A 17,613-nucleotide genomic window follows, 5' to 3' on the forward strand; every position below is an offset into this window, starting at 1 on the left:
GTCGGTGACACCGCGCGCTTGTCGGCGATTCCAAACGTCAGTTAAGCCGCCCCAGCCTTTCCACCAGCAGCGCGAAAAACCCATCATGGTCGATGTCGCGCATCACCATGGCGTTCTTTTCCCTGGAGGTAACTCCCCACCAGTCGACCACGGTCATGCCCATGGTCAGTTCGGAGGCGGTTTCCACGGTGACGTTGCAATGGCGGCCTTTGAACAGGTCCGGCTTCAGAAGATAGGCGATGACGCAGGGGTCGTGCAGCGGCCCTCCATCCGTGCCGTATTTGCCTTCGTCATAGCGCTCGAAGAATTCCAACATCTCGGCGGCGGCGATGCCGACCTTGGTGCCGAGCTTGCGGAACGCCTCGATGCGCTTGGACGTGGTCAGCGCCTTGTGGGTGACATCGAGCGGCATCATCACGATCGGGATGCCGGACCGGAAGACGACGTCGGCGGCATGCGGATCGACATAGATGTTGAATTCGGCCGTGGGCGTGACGTTGCCACCCTCGAAGAAGCCACCGCCCATCAGCACGATTTCCTTGATGCGCGGCGCAATCCGGGGCTCTCGGATCAGCGCCAGCGCAACATTGGTGAGCGGTCCGAGCGGGCAGAGCGTGATGGTGCCGCTCTCTTCCTTCATCAGCGTCTCGACGATGAAATCGACGGCATACTGGTCCTGCAGCTTCATTGTCGGTTCGGGCAAATCCGGTCCGTTCAAGCCGGTCTTGCCATGGACCTCCTCGGCCGTGACCAGTTCGCGCGCCAACGGACGGATGGCGCCGGCGTAGACCTTGATTTCGGGCCGGCCGGCCAGTTCGCAGATCTTGCGGGCGTTCTTTTCGGTGAGCTTCAGCGGCACGTTGCCGGCGACGGCCGATATGCCGGCGATCTCCAGTTCAGGACTGCCAAGCGCCAGCAGAATGGCGATGGCGTCGTCCTGGCCGGGATCGGTGTCGATGATGATCTTGCGTGGTTGGGGCATTTCAATTCCTTGTTTGGCTGGCCATCAGCTCACCGGGCCGGTCCTGCGCCCGAAAGACGCCAACCGGCTGCAAAGCTGCTGAACCGCTTGACGGGGGACGGTTCCGGCCTGCGCGCTTCTCCTTGCATCCGCGCGTCGATTCAAGCGCCATGTCGATTATTCCTGTGAGTCCACGATGATCCTGGGCTATTTCCGTGGGTCCGCGACATGGTCTCCTTGGGCGGGTCTTTTGGTGGCTTGAACTTGGTCGCGGGGCGGACCATATCAAGACCATCGGGAAAAATGCCATTTGGGTTTTTCCAGTTTATGTCGCTCTTGAGAGGACAGTGTAACATGAGCCGAATGACGCCTTTCTCCAGCCCGCTTCTCCTGGGTTTCGACGCCATGGAAAAGACCCTGGAGCGTCTGGCGAAGTCCGGTGACAGCTACCCTCCCTACAACATCGAGCGCCTGAGCGGTGCCGACGGCAAGGCCGAAAGGCTGCGCATTACACTCGCCGTCGCCGGGTTCGCCGAAAGCGATCTCGATGTGACAACGGAGGAAAACCAGTTGGTCGTGCGCGGTCGCCAGACCGACGATACCGAGCGCGAATTCCTTCATCGCGGCATTGCCGCACGCCAGTTCCAGCGCTGCTTCGTGCTGGCCGACGGCATGCGTGTGATCGCGGCGGAGCTGAAGAACGGCCTTTTGTCGATCGACCTTGATCGGCCGGAGTCGGAACGGCTGGTACGGAAAATAAACATATCGGTGAAAGACTGATCTTCACCGATGGCTCTCATGCGGGATGGCCTTGAGCGGCGTCCTCGCGCCAAGGAGGCTTGAAATGACCAGAACTGACGAAACCATCACCATGACCAGCGGCGAATTCGCCCATCTCGGCGAAGGCTCTGTCGCCTATCTGCGCAAGGTCTCGAGCGACGAACTGCTCGGCCGCTTCCCCAACATCGGTGAAATCGCGCCCGGCATGGAGCTGTGGGCCCTGTTTGGGGCCAATGGTCAGCCGATCCTGCTTTCCGACGCGCGTGACCGCGCGCTGGCCGGCGCCATGGAAAACGACCTGACCACCGTCGCCATTCATTAAAGACAATTGGTTGGCTGAACTGAAAAGGGCCGCTCATGGCGGCCCTTGGAGCAATATTTAAAAAGATGGCTTCAGGCCGCGTGCGAGGCCTGCGTATCCGACAAAAGCGCATGGATCGCCGCGGCGTCGCGCGTGCCCCTGACCTTTGCCACGGTGTCGGCGTCGCGCAGCACGCGCGCAATGCGGGACAGTGCCTTGAGATGATCGGCACCCGCCCCTTCGGGCGCCAGCAGCAGGAACACCAGATCGACCGGCTGGTCATCCAGTGATTCGAAATCGACCGGCGTCTCCAGCCGGGCGAAAACGCCGGCGATGCGCTTCACGCCCGCGAGCTTGCCGTGCGGGATGGCGATGCCGTTGCCGACGCCGGTCGAGCCCAGGCGCTCGCGCTGCAGGATGGTGTCGAACACCTCCCGTTCCGGAATGCCCGAAATCGTTGCTGCCCGCTCGGACAGCAATTGCAGTAGCTGCTTCTTGGAGTTCGCCTTCAACGCCGGCAAAATCGCCGGAACGCTGATAAGATCGCTCAGATCCATGCTTGAAAATCCTTGTTCGCCTGCCGCGCCAGTCCCCACCCCTCGTGCGGCTGGCTTTTATCCCTGTGCGACTTTGGTCGTGGACGGATCGATCCAGCCGATGTTTCCGTCGGGCCGGCGATAGACGATGTTGAGATGGTCGGTTCCGGCATTGCGGAAAACAAGCACGGGACTGTCCTTGGTATCGAGTTCGATGACCGCCGAGGCCACCGACATGGTCTTCAGCGTCATGGTCGATTCGGCGACGATGGCCGGTGCGAAATCCTCCGGGATTTCCTCATCGTCATCGGCAAGCGGTGCCATCACCGTGTAAGCGATGTCGGTCAACTCGCCATTGCCATTGCCTGAATTGTGCGATTTCAGACGGCGCTTGTATCGCCGAAGCCGGGTCTCCAGCCGATCGGCCGCGGCCTCGAAGGCGAGTGTCGGGTCCTGGGCATCGCCGGTGGCCTGCAGCGAGGCGCCGGAATCCAGCCGGATCATGCAATCCGCGGAATAGCGCGAGCCCGATTTGATGACGGTGACATGCCCCGCGAAGCCACGATCGAAATATTTGCCGATCGCTTCACCGACACGATCGTTGATGCGTGTACGGAACGCATCGCCGATATCCATGTGCTTTCCCGAAATGCGCAGATTCATCTGAAAACTGACCTTCCTTGCTCAGGCTTCAAACTGGCCCGAGTTTATACTCGTGATCCGTGCGCACAAGCTTTGCGGCGTCACTCGCGCCGATTTAAATCCGAACTTTCCGGTTGATCACAAGCCGCCTTCTTGACCGTCCCGGGTCATTGTCGTGACGGACCATCCGCTAGCGGGCATCGAGCCCGTCTCATGCGGGCGGGCTTCTAGCCACTTCACCGTGGCTTGTCAATGAAACTTGAAAGCTGTGGAAATCGTGAACGCCTAGCGGCCGGCGCTGGCGAGCGCCCGTTTCTCGCGCCGGCGCTGTACCGACGAGGGAATATTCATGCCCTCCCGGTACTTGGCGACCGTGCGCCGGGCGATATCGACGCCGCTTTCCCTGAGCATGTCGACAATAGCATCGTCCGACAGCACATCGACGGGCTTCTCCTCGTCGATCATTTGCTTGATGCGATCACGCACCGCTTCCGAGGAATGCGCATCGCCACCACCCGATGCCGCGATCGAGGCCGTGAAGAAATAGCGCAGCTCGAACACGCCGCGCGGGGTGAGCATGTATTTGTTGGCGGTCACCCGGCTGACCGTCGATTCGTGCATGCCGATGGCGTCTGCCACCGTGCGCAGGTTGAGTGGCTTCAGCTGGCGCACGCCATGGACCAGGAAGGCGTCCTGCTGGCGCACGATTTCCGAGGCCACTTTGAGGATCGTCTTGGCCCGCTGGTCGAGGCTCCGTGTCAGCCAGTTGGCGTTCTGCAGGCACTCGGCCAGGAAATCCTTTTCCGCCTGGTTCTTCGCGTGCGGCGACACCTGGGCGAAATAGATGTGGTCGACGAGCACGCGCGGCAGCGTTTCGGCATTGAGTTCGACGGTCCAGCTGCCGTCATTGGCCGCCCGCACCTCGACATCGGCGACGATCGCATCGCTGGCGCCGCCAGAAAACGCCATGCCCGGCCGCGGGTCGAGCGCCCGGATTTCGGCCAGCATGTCCAGCAAATCCTCCTCGTCGACGCCGCAGAGCCGCTTCAGCGTCTGGAAATCGCGGCGCGCCAGCAGTTCGAGATTGGCGACCAGGGCCTTCATGGCCGGATCGAGACGGTCACGCACGGCAAGCTGCAGCGAAAGGCATTCCGCGAGGTCGCGGGCAAACAGGCCGGCCGGCTCGAAGGTCTGGCACACCGCCAACACCTCGCCCACCGCCATCTCGTCGGTGCCAAGCCGCGCGGCGATCTCCGCCAGATCGGCCCTGACATAGCCGGTCTCGTCGAGCCCATCGGCAAGTTCTCCGGCGATCAGCCGCGCGACGGGATCGATGAAGGCGAGCGCGACTTGCTCGCCGACATGGTCGCGCAGCGTGATCCCGCTCGCAGCCATGTCGCCGGCGTCGAGCCCCTCGGACGAGGAGCCTCCACTGCCCGAAGCCGATTTCCATTGCGCCGTCAGGTCGGGGCCCAACCGCTCGCTGGTGCCGGGATCGTCGGGAAACAGGTTTTCCAGGGACGTATCGAGCTTTTCCGAGATGGCTTCGGCACTCCATCCCGCCTCGTTCTCGAACCAGTCGCCATCGGCGGCCGCTTGCGGCTCTGCGTCGAGCTTCTGCGCCTGGTCGCTCGCGGCATCATCCTGCGGCTCGGCGCGCTCCAGAAGCGGGTTGCGCTCGATCTCCTCGTCGATGAAGTGCTCTAACTCGGTATGGGTGAACTGCAGCAGCCGAATCGACTGCATCAGCTGCGGCGTCATCACCAGCGACTGCGACTGTCGGAGCTGTAGTTTGGCCGCCAATGCCATGGTTCGGTTTCAAACGCCTCCTCTACGCGTCCCCAACTTCCGGAAATCAATTTCACGGCCGGACATAGAAACTGGCCCGGCTTTTGCTTGTCAAGGCAAAGCCTAGCAAAACCCGCTTACCGGAGCGTTATCCCGGAGCAAAATCGCGGAAAACAGGTCGCCGGCGCGCAAAAAATCGTATCAGGAAACAAATTTCACGCTCAGAGCGTAAAACCCTCGCCGAGATAAAGCCGCCGCACGTCGGGATTTGCCACCACTTCGTCGGCGCGGCCATGAGTGAGCACCTGGCCGGCGTGGATGATGTAGGCGCGGTCGATCAGGCCGAGCGTCTCACGCACATTGTGGTCGGTGATGAGGACCCCGATGCCGCGCGCCGTCAGGTGACGCACCAATTGCTGGATATCGGCGACGGCGATCGGATCGATGCCGGCGAAGGGCTCGTCGAGCAGCATGTAGGCCGGGCGCGTCGCCAGCGCGCGCGCGATTTCCAGGCGCCGCCTTTCGCCGCCCGAGAGCGACATGGATGGCGCCTTGCGCAGATGGCTGATGTGAAATTCCTCAAGCAGTTCGTCGAGGTTGCGCTCGCGGACCTTGCGATCCTTTTCGACCACTTCGAGCACGGCGCGGATGTTCTGCTCGACATTGAGCCCGCGAAAGATCGAGGCCTCCTGAGGCAGATAGCCGATGCCGAGGCGCGCGCGACGATACATCGGCATCGAGGTGACGTCGAAGCCGTCGATCTCGATCGTGCCTTCATCCACCGGCACCAGGCCGGTGACCATGTAGAAACAGGTCGTCTTGCCGGCGCCGTTGGGGCCGAGCAGCCCGACGGCCTCGCCTGCGCGCACGCCCAGCGTGACGCCGCTGACGACCTTGCGGCCCTTGTAGCTCTTGGTCAGACCCTTGGCGATCAAGGTTCCCTTGAACTTCGCCTTGTCGACCGTGGCCGGCGCCGAAAGCTTGCCTGCGGCCCGTCCCGGAAGACGCGCCGTCAGCGACGACAGGCTGACCATCAGGGGTTCGTCGCTCCCGATTTCGGCGGCGGTGTGATCGACATCTGCACACGCTGCCCAGCACATGGATCGACCTGGGCCAGCCCGGTTTTCATCTGCACGGTGAGCTTGCAGCCGACCAGCACATTGTCGTTTTGCGAAAGGACGACCTTTTTGCCCGAAAGCACCAGCACCTGGCTCTTCATGTCGAAACTGCCCTGATCGCCGGTCGCGACCTGCTGATCCGACTTGATGTAGACCTTGTCGGAGATCTCCAGGTGATCGATGTTGGCCGAGCCGGTCATGGCTGCCGCCCCGGCGGCTTCGGCGCCCTTGGCGCCCGCATTGGGGTCCTTGACGTAGTAGACCATCATCTTGCCGGCCTTCATCAGCGTCGGCCCCTGGACGACGGTGACATTGCCGGTGAAGATCGCGACGCTGTCGGCCTGGTGGACTTCCAGCTTGTCGCTTTCGATCTGGATCGGCTTGTCGCCGGCCAGTTTGAGACCCGACACCTGGCTGGCCGCTCCCGACTGCGCCAGCGACGGCGCCAGGCTGAGCAGGAACAGCGCCGAAGTTGCGGCCGCAAGCCGTGTCGAACTATTGAGCCACATTCGCTTCTTCGCCCTTTGCCTCAGCCGCCTTCAGAACGGCGGGATCGATGTTGACACGAACCTTGTTCTCGAACACCAGGATCTTGCCATTGTCCTGGACCGACATCGAATCCGCCGTGATCTGCGACCCGCCACGGCTGACATCGACCGGATCATCCGTCTTCATAGTGCCTTTGCCCATGTCGAGGAAGACCGATTTGAACTTGGCCTGGAGGCCGTCGGTCGTGGTGATGGTGACGTCGCTGTTCAGCTTCATCGTATTGCCGTCGCGATCGTAGGTACCGCGCGAGGCTTTTACCGCCGCGACGTTGTCGGGAGCGATCGGCACCTTGGCGTCGATGCCCTCGAGCTCGATGATGCCTTGCGTGCTCACATCCTGTATGGCCCGCAGCGCCGTCATCGAATAAGGCTGCTTCAGCTTGGTGAAACCGTTGAGTTTGGGATTGGCCATCACCAGCTTACCGTTCGAGAAGGCGGTGCCTTCGGCCTGCACCGCGACGGAGACGGGCGCGGCGAGGTAGGAATAGACCGGGAAGGCGACGGCAATCAATGCCGCGGCCAAGGGCACGGCGAATTTGAGCACGCGCACGCGGCGCGAATGACGCTGGGCGCGGTCGAAAGCTTCGCCCCGCGTCCAGTCATCCGCCGGGGAAGCCAACTCCGTCTCCGGGCTGGTCGGTTCATTCGGTCGCGCTAACATGACTGCTTTCTTCTAAAACCCTGCCCCGGGAGCACCGCCTATAGGTGGGACGCCAGCGCCCTCGCGCAAGCACAAGCCGACGAAAACCGCAAAAATGTGACAGCTGCCGTGCACAAACGAAACCCGGGTCAGCGCAACAGCCAGTGCTTCATAGCAGAAATAGACGCCCTTGCGTCTTTTTTCACCACCGAAGTTCTTCCCACTTACCTTGCGTCGCCCGCACAGGCCAGTCACAAAACAGACAACACGGACCGCCGCGCGCGGATTGCCGCGCCATGTGCGGGACGGAACTGCTTCCCGATCAAGACATCATGGTCTAAAAGCGTCTCTTCCCGATGACTGTGAGGCTGACGATGGCATTGAGAGCCGACGACCTGATCGACCGCCGCCGCTTGCGGCGCAAGCTGACTTTCTGGCGTGTCGCGGCCTTCGGCATCGTGGCGCTCGGGGTGATTGCGCTGTCGGCCTGGTTCTATGGCGACGATTTCGGCGGCTCCGCCGTCGACCACATCGCCAAGGTCAGGATCGAAGGCACCATCACCGAGGACGACGAACTGATCAAGCGGCTGGAGGCTATTCGCCAGTCGCCGAAAGTAAAAGGCGTGATCCTTGTGGTCGATTCTCCTGGCGGCACCACCGTCGGCGGGGAATCAATCTACGAGGAGGTGCGCAAGCTGGCCGCCGACAAGCCTGTCGTGGCCGAGGTCGGCACGCTCGCCGCGTCGGCGGGTTACATGATCGCCAGTGCCGCCGACCATATTGTCGCCCGCAAGACCTCGATCGTCGGCTCGATCGGCGTGCTGATCCAGTATCCCGACGTCAGCGGCCTGATGGACAAGCTCGGCGTCAAGCTGGAGGAGGTCAAGTCCTCGCCGCTGAAAGCCTCACCCTCGCCCTTCAAGCCGACCAATGACGACGAGCGCGCCATGGTCCGCAAGCTCATTCTGGACAGCTACGACTGGTTCGTCGGCATCGTCGCCGAACGTCGCAAGATGACCCACGAACAGGCGCTGGCGCTGGCCGACGGTTCGATCTTCACTGGCCGCCAGGGTGTTGCCAACGGGCTGATCGACGCCGTCGGCGGCGAGTCCGTGGCGATCGACTGGCTGGCGACCAAGGGTGTCGATGCCAAGCTCAAGGTGGTCGAGTGGAAGGACACGGAACGGCGCGGCGGTTTCCTGTTCTCGAAGGCGATGGCACGCACGATCGCCGGCGCGCTCGGCCTGCCGGACTCCGGCGGCGACGTGATCCATGAACTTGGCGCCGACCGCTTGTTTCTTGACGGTCTCGTTTCCGTCTGGCACCCTTGAGACGCGTTGGGATAGCTAAAAAAGCAAATAAAATCATCCTGATAATTTTGACCGAACTGCTTTCACGGGGACCCGTCTGATGATCAAGTCCGAGCTTGTGCAGATTATTGCCACGCGCAATCCGCATCTTTTCCTGCGCGACGTCGAAAACATCGTCGGCGCGATCTTCGATGAAATCACCGACGCGCTTGCCGAGGGCAACCGGGTCGAATTGCGCGGTTTCGGCGCTTTTTCGGTGAAGAACCGACCTGCCCGCACCGGCCGCAACCCGCGCACCGGCGAATCCGTCGAGGTCGAGGAGAAATGGGTGCCGTTCTTCAAGACCGGCAAGGAGTTGCGTGAAAGGCTGAACGGCGGCAAGTAGGCGCGTCAGCGCCGGACGGCCTTATCGGCCCGCTTGCGACGGAAAACATCATGCTCAATCGCTTCATGCTCATCGTGGTCTTCGTGCCCCTGGCGATCATCCTGATCGCTTTGGCCGTCGCTAACCGCGAACTCGTCGCCTTCACGCTGGACCCGTTCAATCCCGGAAATCCGAAGCTGACGCTCACCTTGCCGCTGTTCATCTTCCTGTTCCTGGCGCTCGCCATCGGCATGGTCGTCGGCAGCCTGGCGACATGGGTGAAGCAGGGCCACTACCGCAAACTGGCGCGCCAGCGCGGTGTCGAGGCCGAAAACCTGCGCCAGGCAGTCAGCCGCACGCCCTCGGTGCCGCAGGCGTCAGCCCAAGCACCGGCCCAAGGGTCGGCGTTGCCGAAGCCGACCAATTGAGCCGCAGGTCGGCGCGTTTCTTTTCACGGAGCTTTTCATGCTGACCATTTCGGCCGCTGAGGTCGATCGTGCGCTGACCTTTCCTGGACTGGTCGAGACATTGCGCACGGCATTTCGCGAGGGCGCGGTGCAGCCGGTCAGGCATCATCACACGGTCGAAAGGCCTGACGGCGCGGCGTCGACCTTGCTGCTGATGCCCGCATGGACCGATTTTCACGCCGCGGGCCGTTCCGCCGGCGGCCATATCGGCGTCAAGATCGTCACCGTCTCGCCCGACAACAACGCCGTCGGCAAGCCCGCCGTGATGGGGCTCTATCTCCTGCTCGATGGCAGCACCGGCGAGCCGGAAGCCCTGATCGACGGCCAGCGGCTGACGCAGTGGCGCACGGCGTGCGCCTCGGCCCTCGCGGCGTCCTATCTCGCCCGCGACGATGCCTCGCGGCTGCTCGTGGTCGGCGCCGGCGCGCTGTCGCCCTTCCTGGCCAAGGCGCACAGCGCCGTGCGGCCAATCAAGACCATCCGCATCTGGAACCGCACCCCGGCCAACGCCGAGAAAGTCGCGGCCGATCTGCGCGCCGAGGGCTTCGCGGCCAGCGCCGCGACCGATCTCGATGCCGAGCTTGGCCAGGCCGACATCGTCTCCTCGGCGACAATCACCACCACGCCGCTGATCAAGGGCACGTTGCTGCGGCCGGGAACCCATGTCGACCTGGTCGGCGGCTTTACGCCTGCGATGCGCGAAAGCGATGACGACGCGGTCATGCGCGCCCGCGTCTATGTCGACACCCGCGCCGGCGCCACCAAGGAAGCCGGCGACATCGTCCAGCCACTGGCCTCAGGCGTGCTGAAACCACAAGCCATCGTCGCCGACCTGCACGAACTGGCGCGCGGCCAAAAGGAAGGTCGCGGCAGCCCGGACGAGATTACGCTGTTCAAGTCGGTCGGTGCCGCGCTGGAGGACTTGGCCGCCGGCATTGCCGTCTACAAGGCGCTCAGGGGCTAGTCAAAGCGAGTTTGGCGCCCATCGTCTCCGCGATCAAAGCGAAATCGGCCACGCTGATCGGGAACAAGCCAAAGCGCAACGGGTAACCCCAGTTCGATTTGCCTGAGGTGAACTCCAGCCCCTCAAGCAATGGCTTGATCGGCGTTTCCTGTGCCTGCGCCCAGTCGACATCGCGACGGAACGGCGTGAAGCCGCCGCCCATGTCGCCTTGATAGGGCTCTCCTTCCCGCACAGTGCCAATTGCCGTGAACGCCTGCAGACCGTCTTTCTCCCCCAAAACCGTGGTCGGCGAATAATAGACAATGCCATCACCGGGCCTGACACGGCGCAGCGGTGCCGCCTTGCCATGGTTGACCTGCATGAAGCCGCCCTTGCGGCCGCGCCGGACATGTTCGGCCGACGCCACGGCGATCCAATACGCGCTCATTTCTGTTCCTAATTGCCAGTTGTCCGTCGGCCAACGCTTGCCCGCTAATCGGCCCGCAGTGCCGGAGTGCCAAACGATAGGGCTGGGGCCGCGGCAATGGCAAGTGCGGCCGTTCGGAACGGCTTCGGCCCGGAACCGTTGTTGCGTCATGCGACTATATGGCTTCCTGCTGTTCTGGTCTGTCTTGGCCACCATGGTCGCCGCACTCAGCCTCGGGCCGTCTTTCGCCCACGTTCTGGAATCGGCGCCCCGGCTCACCCGATGGTCCCCGGCGCTTTGGCGCGAGGCCACCGTTTTCAACGGCCAATTCCTGCTCTTCGCAATCATTGGCGCGCCGCTGGATGTCGCCGCAATCATTGCCCGGGACTGCTGGCGTGGCTGCTGCGCCAGGATCGGCCGGCGTTCTGGTTCGCACTCGCCGCCACCTTGCTCTATGCGCTATCCCTCGTGCTTTGGTTCGTTCTCGTCAAACCGGCCAATAAAATTCTCGCCACCTGGGTGCCAGGGCCAATTCCAGACAATTTCGAAGCCATACGGCTGCGCTGGGAAACCGGCCACATGGCCGTCGCGGCGGCCAAGGCTGCCGGCTTCGTTTCGCTGGTTGTCGCACTGCTTTCGATCGGGCGTGGCGGCTAAGCCATCCGCAATCGCCCCAATCGCCGCAACTGCTCCAATCGTTGCTATCGCAATGTCGCTCGGGTTTGTTGCGCCGATGGGCATAGCTGTGGCAGAAGCGGGCCGAACCGCCGGAGAAGCTGTCTCTTGAAGTCTTTTCGCGACAAACGCCGCGACGGCCGCCCGCACCAGCCGGGTAAAGGCGAAGCCGCGCAATCGCGTCCACCGGAAGGCCGCGGCGTGAACAGGCCGGAGGTCAGGCCGCGGCAAGACCTGAAGCCGGACCAGCCCGCACCGAAATCCACGCCCCGCAACCTTGCCCGTCGCGACGGCGTCCTGCCCGCTGAGCAACTTCCGGTAATCCTCGAAGTGGCACCCAACGCGGATTACGCGCTGCTCGACAGCGGCGCTGGACAAAAGCTTGAACAATATGGACCCTACCGCATCGTGCGGCCCGAGGGCCAGGCGATCTGGCAGAAGGCTCTGCCGGCCAGGGACTGGGAGCGTGCCGACGCGATCTTCACCGGCGACATCGACGAGGAAGGCATCGGCCGCTGGCGTTTTCCCAGGACGCCGCTCGGCGAAACCTGGCCGATGAAGCATGACGGCATCGACTATCTCGGCCGCTTCACCTCGTTTCGCCATGTCGGCGTCTTTCCCGAGCAGGCCTCGCACTGGGACCATATGGCCGGGCTGATCGCGGCCGCCAGGCGGCCGGTCAAGGTACTCAACCTGTTCGGCTATACCGGCCTTGCCTCGCTGGTGGCGGCGCGCGCCGGCGCTGAGGTCACCCATGTCGACGCCTCGAAGAAGGCGATCGGCTGGGCTCGCGAAAACCAGGAGATATCCGGACTTGGCGGCAAGCCGATCCGCTGGATCGTCGACGACGCGGTCAAGTTCGCCGAGCGCGAGGAGCGTCGCGGCAGCCGCTACGACATCATCCTGTTCGATCCGCCGGCCTATGGCCGCGGCCCCAAGGGCGAGGTCTGGCAATTGTTCGAAGATCTTCCCGATCTGACGGACCTCTGTCGCTCGATCCTGACCCCAAGACCGCTTGCCGTGGTGCTGACCGCCTATTCGATCCGTGCCTCCTTCTTCGCCATCCACGCTCTGGTGCGCGACACGTTCGCCGGCATGGGCGGCAAGGTTGAATCGGGTGAGCTGATCATCCGTGAAAAGTCCGCCGGCCGGGCGCTTTCGACGTCACTGTTTTCGCGCTGGGTGGCCTGACATGAACGAACGGCATGCCGGCGCGCCCGGTCAGGTGAAGGAAGTCACCAGCCTTGCCAATCCGCTGGTCAAGGACATCAAGGCACTTGCCTTGAAGAAATTCCGCGACCAGCAGAACGCCTTCATGGCCGAGGGGCTGAAGCTGGTCATCGATGCGCTCGACTTGGGCTGGCAGATCAGGACGTTGGTTTTCGCCAAGGCAGGACGCGGCAACGCGGCCGTGGAAAAGGTCGCGGCACGCACGGTCGCCGCCGGCGGCACCGTGCTCGAAGTATCGGAAAAGGTGCTTGTCGCCATCACCCGCCGCGACAATCCGCAAATGGTGGTCGGCGTCTTCTCGCAGAAATTCCTGGCCCTGAAGGACATCCGTGCCGACAATGGCGATGTCTGGGTGGCGCTCGACCGGGTGCGCGATCCCGGCAATCTCGGCACCGTCATCCGCACCGTCGATGCCGTCGGCGCCAAGGGCGTCATCCTGGTCGGCGACACCACCGATCCGTTTTCGGTGGAAACGGTGCGCGCCACCATGGGGTCGATCTTCGCCATACCGGTGGCCAAGGCAACGACGGAGGCATTCCTTGCCTGGCGCGGCGGCTTTTCAGGGCTGGTTGCCGGCACGCATCTGAAAGGCGCGGTCGACTACCGCTCGGTCGATTTTTCCCGCGGGCCGGTGCTGCTGATGATGGGCAATGAGCAGCAGGGCCTGCCCGAAAGCCTGGCGGCAAGCTGCGACAGGCTGCTCAGGATTCCGCAGGCGGGCCGTGCCGATTCGCTCAATCTGGCGGTCGCCACCGGCATCATGCTGTTCGAGATCCGGCGCGGCGCGCTGAAGCTCGAACCAATTTCGGACCAGCAATGAGGGTTGCCCAATCGTGAAATCATGGTCTCCCTACGCGCTGCTCGTCATCGTGGCCATTGCGCTCGACCAGTGGATAAAGACACTGGTCGAAGCCGGACTGCCCTTCCAGGAAAAGCTCGACCTCCTGCCCTTCCTGGCGCTGTTTCGCACCTACAACACCGGCATCGCCTTCTCGATGTTCTCCTCCTTCGGTGACATCGGCCTAGTTGTCATCGCGGTGCTGGTCGTCGCTTTCGTGCTTTACCTCGCCACGCGCACGCCATCGGGCCATGTCATCGCCCGCACCGGCTTTGCCCTGATCATCGGCGGCGCGCTGGGCAATCTGATCGACCGCGCCGTCTATAGCCACGTCATCGATTACATCCTGTTCCACACGCCGGTCTGGTCCTTCGCCGTCTTCAACCTTGCCGATGCCTTCATTTCGGTGGGCGCGGCCCTGGTCGTCTTCGACGAACTCATCGGCTGGCGGCGTGAACCCACGCCTCCGAACGCCAAGCCTTCCGAGGATTGACCCCGCGCGGCCATCGCCGCACAGTCACGCCGAGCAAGTTCGCGGAGAAAAAGATGACCGAAACCTTCAAAGCCATCCTCGTTTCGCGCGATGCCGAGAAAAAACAGTCGGTCGCCGTGACCGATCTCACCGACGCCGATCTGATGGAGGGCGACGTCACCATCGCGGTCGAGGCGACGACGGTGAACTACAAGGATGGACTGGCGATATCGGGCAAGGCGCCGGTGATCCGTCGATGGCCACTGGTGCCGGGCATCGACCTTGCCGGCACCGTCATCTCCTCTTCCAATCCCGACTGGCGCAAGGGCGACAAGGTCATCCTGAACGGCTGGGGCGTTGGCGAAACCCATTTCGGCGCCTATGCCGGGCGCGCCCGCGTCAAGGGCGACTGGCTGGTGCCCCTGCCGGAGGGCATGAGCGCGCATGATGCCATGGCGGTCGGCACCGCCGGCTACACGGCCATGCTCTGCGTCATGGCGCTGGAGCGGCACGGCATCCTGCCTGAGCGCGGACCTGTCGTGGTGACGGGTGCTGCGGGCGGCGTCGGTTCGGTCGCGGTCTCGATCCTGTCCAGCCTCGGCTACCATGTCATCGCGTCGACCGGCCGCAATGCCGAAAGCCCCTATCTGATCAACCTCGGCGCCGCCGAGGTGATATCGCGCGACGAGCTCAACCAGCCCGCCAAGCCGTTGGCCAAGGAGCGCTGGGCCGGCGGCATCGATTCGGTCGGCAGCCACACGCTGGCCAATGTGCTGTCGATGACCTCCTATGGCGGCGCGGTCGCGGCCTGCGGCCTGGCCGGCGGCATGGATCTTCCGTCGAGTGTCGCCCCCTTCATCCTGCGCGGCGTCTCCCTGCTCGGCATCGATTCGGTGATGGCGCCGAAAGCCGTCCGCCTCGAGGCCTGGCGGCGCATCGGCTCCGATCTCGATGTGGACAAGCTCGCCAGCCTGTCCACGACCATCGGCTTCGACGGCATCATCGGTGCGGCACACGACATCGTCGACGGCAAGATCCGTGGCCGCGTCGTCGTCGACATGTGACCCGGTTCAGGGGTGGCAGGCGCCGGGCGGAATTGCCACATTGGCTGGCAAATCCGTCGCCGCCGGGCCAAAAACGCCCGATCCGCTAAAATTCGAACGATCCCCCGCAATTTTCCATAATCTCTGTCTGGCAAAGGATTTCGCATGATCGCGGAATCCGACAGCCAACAGGCCGACGCCGGCGACGACATCGATGCGGCATCGGTGCAACCGCCGGTATCGGCGCGGCGGTTTATCGCCGCGCCGCCGCTTGTCCCTGATCAGCAACCGGCCAAGCGCGAAGGGCTGCCGGTCCTGACCTTCGTTGCCGTCATGCTGCTGGCCGGCCTCTCATCCCTGACCGGGGCGCCAGTCTTCATCAGCCTTGCCTTGCTGGCAACCGGCCTTGCTGGCTTGGCCATGCATCTGCGCGCCAGACGCAGCGTACGCCGCACCGCCGTCCTGCTCGACGAAACCACCGCCCGTAACCGCGCCGAGATCGAGACGCTGGCCGACCGCATGTGGGAGATGCAGGAAAGCGAGGAGCGCTTTCGCGGTCTCATCGACGCGCTCGGCGATCTCGTCATCCATCGCGACCGCGACGGCTACATCGTCTACGCCAACAAGGTGTTCGCCGACCTCGTCGAAACCGATCCGCGCGATCTTGCCGGCAAGACGTTGGCCGAACTCGGCATCGAGGTCGGCATCGTTCCCGATGCGGCTTTCTCCGACCATGAATGCCTGAGTTCCACCGACGTTGCCATCCGCACGCCGACGGGCCCGCGCTGGTTCTCCTGGATCGAGCTGTCGGTGCGCGAAAAGGACAGCGGTGCCGTTTCGCATCGCGCCATCGCCCGCGACATCACAGCACGCAAGCGCGCTGAATCGTCCATGATCACCGCGCGCGAGCGGGCCGAGTTCGCGAGCCAGGCCAAGTCGCGCTTCCTCGCCACCGTCAGCCATGAGATCCGCACGCCGATGAACGGCATCATGGGCATGGCCAGGCTGCTCGCCGACACCAGCCTTTCGCCGGAGCAGCAGACCTATGTCGGCGCCATCTCGACCTCGGCCAGCGCCTTGCTTGCCCTGATCGAGGACCTGCTCGACTATTCCAAGATCGAGGCCGGACGCTTCGATCCTGAACCGCAGCCCATGTCGGTGCGCGAGATCGCCGACAACATCATCGAATTGATGGCCGCGCGCGCCTTCGCCAAGAATATCGGCCTCGGCTGCCATGTCGAACCGGATGTGCCGCAATTGATCACCGCCGATCCGGGCCGGGTAAGGCAGGTGCTGCTCAACCTCATCGGCAACGCCATCAAGTTCACCGACAGTGGGGGCGTGCTGGTCAGCGTCGCGCGCGCCCGAACCGAGACCAGCGACCGCATCTGCTTCACCATCGCCGATACGGGTCCCGGCCTGCGCGACGAGGACATGGAGCGCATCTTCGAGGAGTTCGAGCAGGCCGACGGCACCTCGACGCGCGCGCATGGCGGTGCTGGACTGGGACTTGCCATCTCGAAGCGCCTGGTGGCCGCCATGGGCGGCACGATTTCGGTTTCCAGCCGGCTTGGCCAGGGATCGGAATTCGTCTTCGAGATTCCCGCCACATCAGCCACCGAGCCGCCGCAGGGCCGGTTGAACGCGCTTGCCGGGCGACGCGCCGTGATCGTATCCAAGAACACCGTCGAGGCCGACGCCATCGCCCGCACCATCCGCTCCAATGGCGGCGCGGCCGGAATCGCCACCACCGTGGCTCAGGCCGCATCCTTTGCCGACGGCTGCGACGTGCTTCTGGTCGACGCGGCCATGGAAGAGAGTGACGGAAGGCTGCTCAAGCGGCTTCGCCAGCATGGGTTTTCCGATTGCGAAGCCGTCACGCTGATCGCACCCACCGACCGCGGCATGCTGGGCGAGTTTCGTGCCAGCGGCTACGCGACTTTCCTTGCCCGGCCAGTGCGCGGAGGAACACTTTTGCGTGTCCTTTTGAGCAGCCACGCACCGGTCCTGGCCCAGCCGCAGCCGGAAAAACGCCGCGCACCGGCGCTTCGTGCCTCAGGCGAACGCCAGCAGGGTCTGTCCGTGCTGATCGCCGAGGACAACGACATCAATGCCATGCTGGCCCGCGCGACGCTGTTGAAGGCCGGGCATCGCGTCAAGGTGGTCGGCAACGGCAAGGCCGCCGTCGAGGCGGTCACCGGTGCCGGCCACAAGCACCGCTTCGACGTGGTGCTGATGGATCTTCATATGCCCGTCATGGACGGACTGGACGCCATTGCCGCGATCCGCCGCCATGAAGAGGAGGCCTCCGTGCCGCCGGTGCCGATCATGGTGCTGTCGGCCGACAGCCAGGAAAAGACCCGCCATGCGGTGCTCGCCCACGGCGCCAGCGGCTTCGTCACCAAGCCGCTCGACCCCGATGCGCTGGTCAGTGCCGTCGAGGGCCAGGTCGCCGCTTGAGCCAGCTTTTTCCGGGTGCGTGGCTGGTCAAGGCCGCCAAAAACCAGCCCATTTTCGGCGCCCGCGAACG

19 protein-coding genes and 1 pseudogene are annotated in these 17,613 nt (G+C 63.6%); 12 read left to right on the forward strand and 8 right to left on the reverse strand.

Annotated elements, in window-relative coordinates:
• Window positions 1-37: 37 nt before the first annotated feature.
• Window positions 38-982 (reverse strand): nucleoside hydrolase, encoded by a 945-nt coding sequence (locus tag FJ950_RS23135; RefSeq protein ID WP_015315722.1) that lies wholly within the window; start codon window positions 980-982, stop codon window positions 38-40.
• Window positions 983-1,315: 333 nt separating this feature from the next.
• On the opposite strand from FJ950_RS23135, the gene FJ950_RS23140 reads away from it, so the two are divergent.
• Together FJ950_RS23140 and FJ950_RS23145 are read left to right on the forward strand one after the other, a co-directional pair.
• The gene (locus tag FJ950_RS23140; RefSeq protein WP_013893014.1) at window positions 1,316-1,741 is read left to right on the forward strand and encodes an Hsp20 family protein; all 426 of its coding nucleotides are present in this window, start codon (window positions 1,316-1,318) and stop codon (window positions 1,739-1,741) included.
• A 64-nt stretch (window positions 1,742-1,805) separates the two neighbouring features.
• Window positions 1,806-2,063 (forward strand): DUF1150 family protein, encoded by a 258-nt coding sequence (locus FJ950_RS23145; RefSeq protein ID WP_015315721.1) that lies wholly within the window; start codon window positions 1,806-1,808, stop codon window positions 2,061-2,063.
• Between the two features lie 71 nt (window positions 2,064-2,134).
• Here FJ950_RS23145 and ptsN read toward each other — a convergent pair whose 3' ends face one another.
• The 6 genes from ptsN to lptC all read right to left on the reverse strand — a co-directional run bounded on the left by ptsN (window position 2,135) and on the right by lptC (window position 7,335).
• Window positions 2,135-2,599 carry a PTS IIA-like nitrogen regulatory protein PtsN gene (gene ptsN, locus FJ950_RS23150; protein WP_015315720.1) on the reverse strand — a complete coding sequence of 155 codons (465 nt, stop codon included), beginning with the start codon at window positions 2,597-2,599 and terminating at the stop codon, window positions 2,135-2,137.
• Window positions 2,600-2,656: 57 nt separating this feature from the next.
• A complete protein-coding gene (raiA, locus tag FJ950_RS23155; RefSeq protein ID WP_015315719.1) occupies window positions 2,657-3,241 on the reverse strand; it encodes a ribosome-associated translation inhibitor RaiA in 585 nt (194 codons plus the stop codon).
• A gap of 264 nt (window positions 3,242-3,505) precedes the next feature.
• Window positions 3,506-5,029 (reverse strand): RNA polymerase factor sigma-54, encoded by a 1,524-nt coding sequence (rpoN, locus tag FJ950_RS23160; RefSeq protein WP_140618867.1) that lies wholly within the window; start codon window positions 5,027-5,029, stop codon window positions 3,506-3,508.
• Window positions 5,030-5,229: 200 nt separating this feature from the next.
• A complete protein-coding gene (gene lptB / locus FJ950_RS23165) occupies window positions 5,230-6,042 on the reverse strand; it encodes an LPS export ABC transporter ATP-binding protein (protein WP_015315717.1) in 813 nt (270 codons plus the stop codon).
• The gene (locus FJ950_RS23170) at window positions 6,042-6,635 is read right to left on the reverse strand and encodes an LptA/OstA family protein (RefSeq protein WP_140618869.1); all 594 of its coding nucleotides are present in this window, start codon (window positions 6,633-6,635) and stop codon (window positions 6,042-6,044) included. Before FJ950_RS23170 ends, lptB begins: the two co-directional genes overlap by 1 nt.
• Entirely contained in the window at window positions 6,622-7,335 is a 714-nt protein-coding gene (gene lptC, locus FJ950_RS23175; protein WP_140618871.1) for an LPS export ABC transporter periplasmic protein LptC, read from the reverse strand. Before lptC ends, FJ950_RS23170 begins: the two co-directional genes overlap by 14 nt.
• 353 nt (window positions 7,336-7,688) lie before the next feature.
• On the opposite strand from lptC, the gene sppA reads away from it, so the two are divergent.
• From sppA to FJ950_RS23195, 4 genes are all read left to right on the forward strand, one after another.
• Window positions 7,689-8,645, forward strand: a complete 957-nt coding sequence (gene sppA, locus FJ950_RS23180) for a signal peptide peptidase SppA (protein WP_140618873.1) — start codon at window positions 7,689-7,691, stop codon at window positions 8,643-8,645.
• 79 nt (window positions 8,646-8,724) lie between these two features.
• Complete coding sequence (locus FJ950_RS23185) at window positions 8,725-9,009, forward strand: integration host factor subunit beta (protein WP_006200394.1); 285 nt, start codon at window positions 8,725-8,727, stop codon at window positions 9,007-9,009.
• A 50-nt stretch (window positions 9,010-9,059) separates the two neighbouring features.
• A complete protein-coding gene (locus tag FJ950_RS23190) occupies window positions 9,060-9,416 on the forward strand; it encodes a hypothetical protein (RefSeq protein WP_015315713.1) in 357 nt (118 codons plus the stop codon).
• A gap of 37 nt (window positions 9,417-9,453) precedes the next feature.
• On the forward strand, window positions 9,454-10,419 hold the full coding sequence (locus tag FJ950_RS23195) for an ornithine cyclodeaminase family protein (protein ID WP_140618875.1): 966 nt from the start codon (window positions 9,454-9,456) through the stop codon (window positions 10,417-10,419).
• Here FJ950_RS23195 and FJ950_RS23200 read toward each other — a convergent pair.
• Window positions 10,409-10,846, reverse strand: a complete 438-nt coding sequence (locus tag FJ950_RS23200; protein WP_140619013.1) for an EVE domain-containing protein — start codon at window positions 10,844-10,846, stop codon at window positions 10,409-10,411. The two genes, FJ950_RS23195 and FJ950_RS23200, sit on opposite strands and share 11 nt — an antisense overlap.
• A gap of 148 nt (window positions 10,847-10,994) precedes the next feature.
• Here FJ950_RS23200 and FJ950_RS23205 point away from each other — a divergent pair.
• The 6 genes and pseudogenes from FJ950_RS23205 (at window position 10,995) to FJ950_RS23230 (ending at window position 17,543) form a co-directional block, all read left to right on the forward strand.
• A pseudogene (locus tag FJ950_RS23205) lies at window positions 10,995-11,482 on the forward strand (DUF1772 domain-containing protein).
• Window positions 11,483-11,608: 126 nt separating this feature from the next.
• Window positions 11,609-12,691, forward strand: coding sequence for a class I SAM-dependent rRNA methyltransferase (locus FJ950_RS23210; protein ID WP_140618877.1), 1,083 nt, complete (start codon window positions 11,609-11,611; stop codon window positions 12,689-12,691).
• 1 nt (window position 12,692) lies between these two features.
• Window positions 12,693-13,550 (forward strand): RNA methyltransferase, encoded by an 858-nt coding sequence (locus FJ950_RS23215; protein WP_015315708.1) that lies wholly within the window; start codon window positions 12,693-12,695, stop codon window positions 13,548-13,550.
• Between the two features lie 13 nt (window positions 13,551-13,563).
• A complete protein-coding gene (gene lspA / locus FJ950_RS23220; protein WP_140618878.1) occupies window positions 13,564-14,061 on the forward strand; it encodes a signal peptidase II in 498 nt (165 codons plus the stop codon).
• 53 nt (window positions 14,062-14,114) lie between these two features.
• Window positions 14,115-15,104: an MDR family oxidoreductase gene (locus FJ950_RS23225; RefSeq protein WP_140618880.1), complete on the forward strand. Its 990-nt coding sequence runs from the start codon at window positions 14,115-14,117 to the stop codon at window positions 15,102-15,104.
• A 144-nt stretch (window positions 15,105-15,248) separates the two neighbouring features.
• Window positions 15,249-17,543 carry a PAS domain-containing hybrid sensor histidine kinase/response regulator gene (locus FJ950_RS23230; protein ID WP_140618882.1) on the forward strand — a complete coding sequence of 765 codons (2,295 nt, stop codon included), beginning with the start codon at window positions 15,249-15,251 and terminating at the stop codon, window positions 17,541-17,543.
• The last annotated feature ends 70 nt before the right edge of the window (window positions 17,544-17,613 follow it).

Origin of the sequence: Mesorhizobium sp. B2-3-14 (assembly GCF_006442175.1) — a bacterium.
In the GTDB taxonomy this organism is placed as follows: domain Bacteria; phylum Pseudomonadota; class Alphaproteobacteria; order Rhizobiales; family Rhizobiaceae; genus Mesorhizobium; species Mesorhizobium australicum.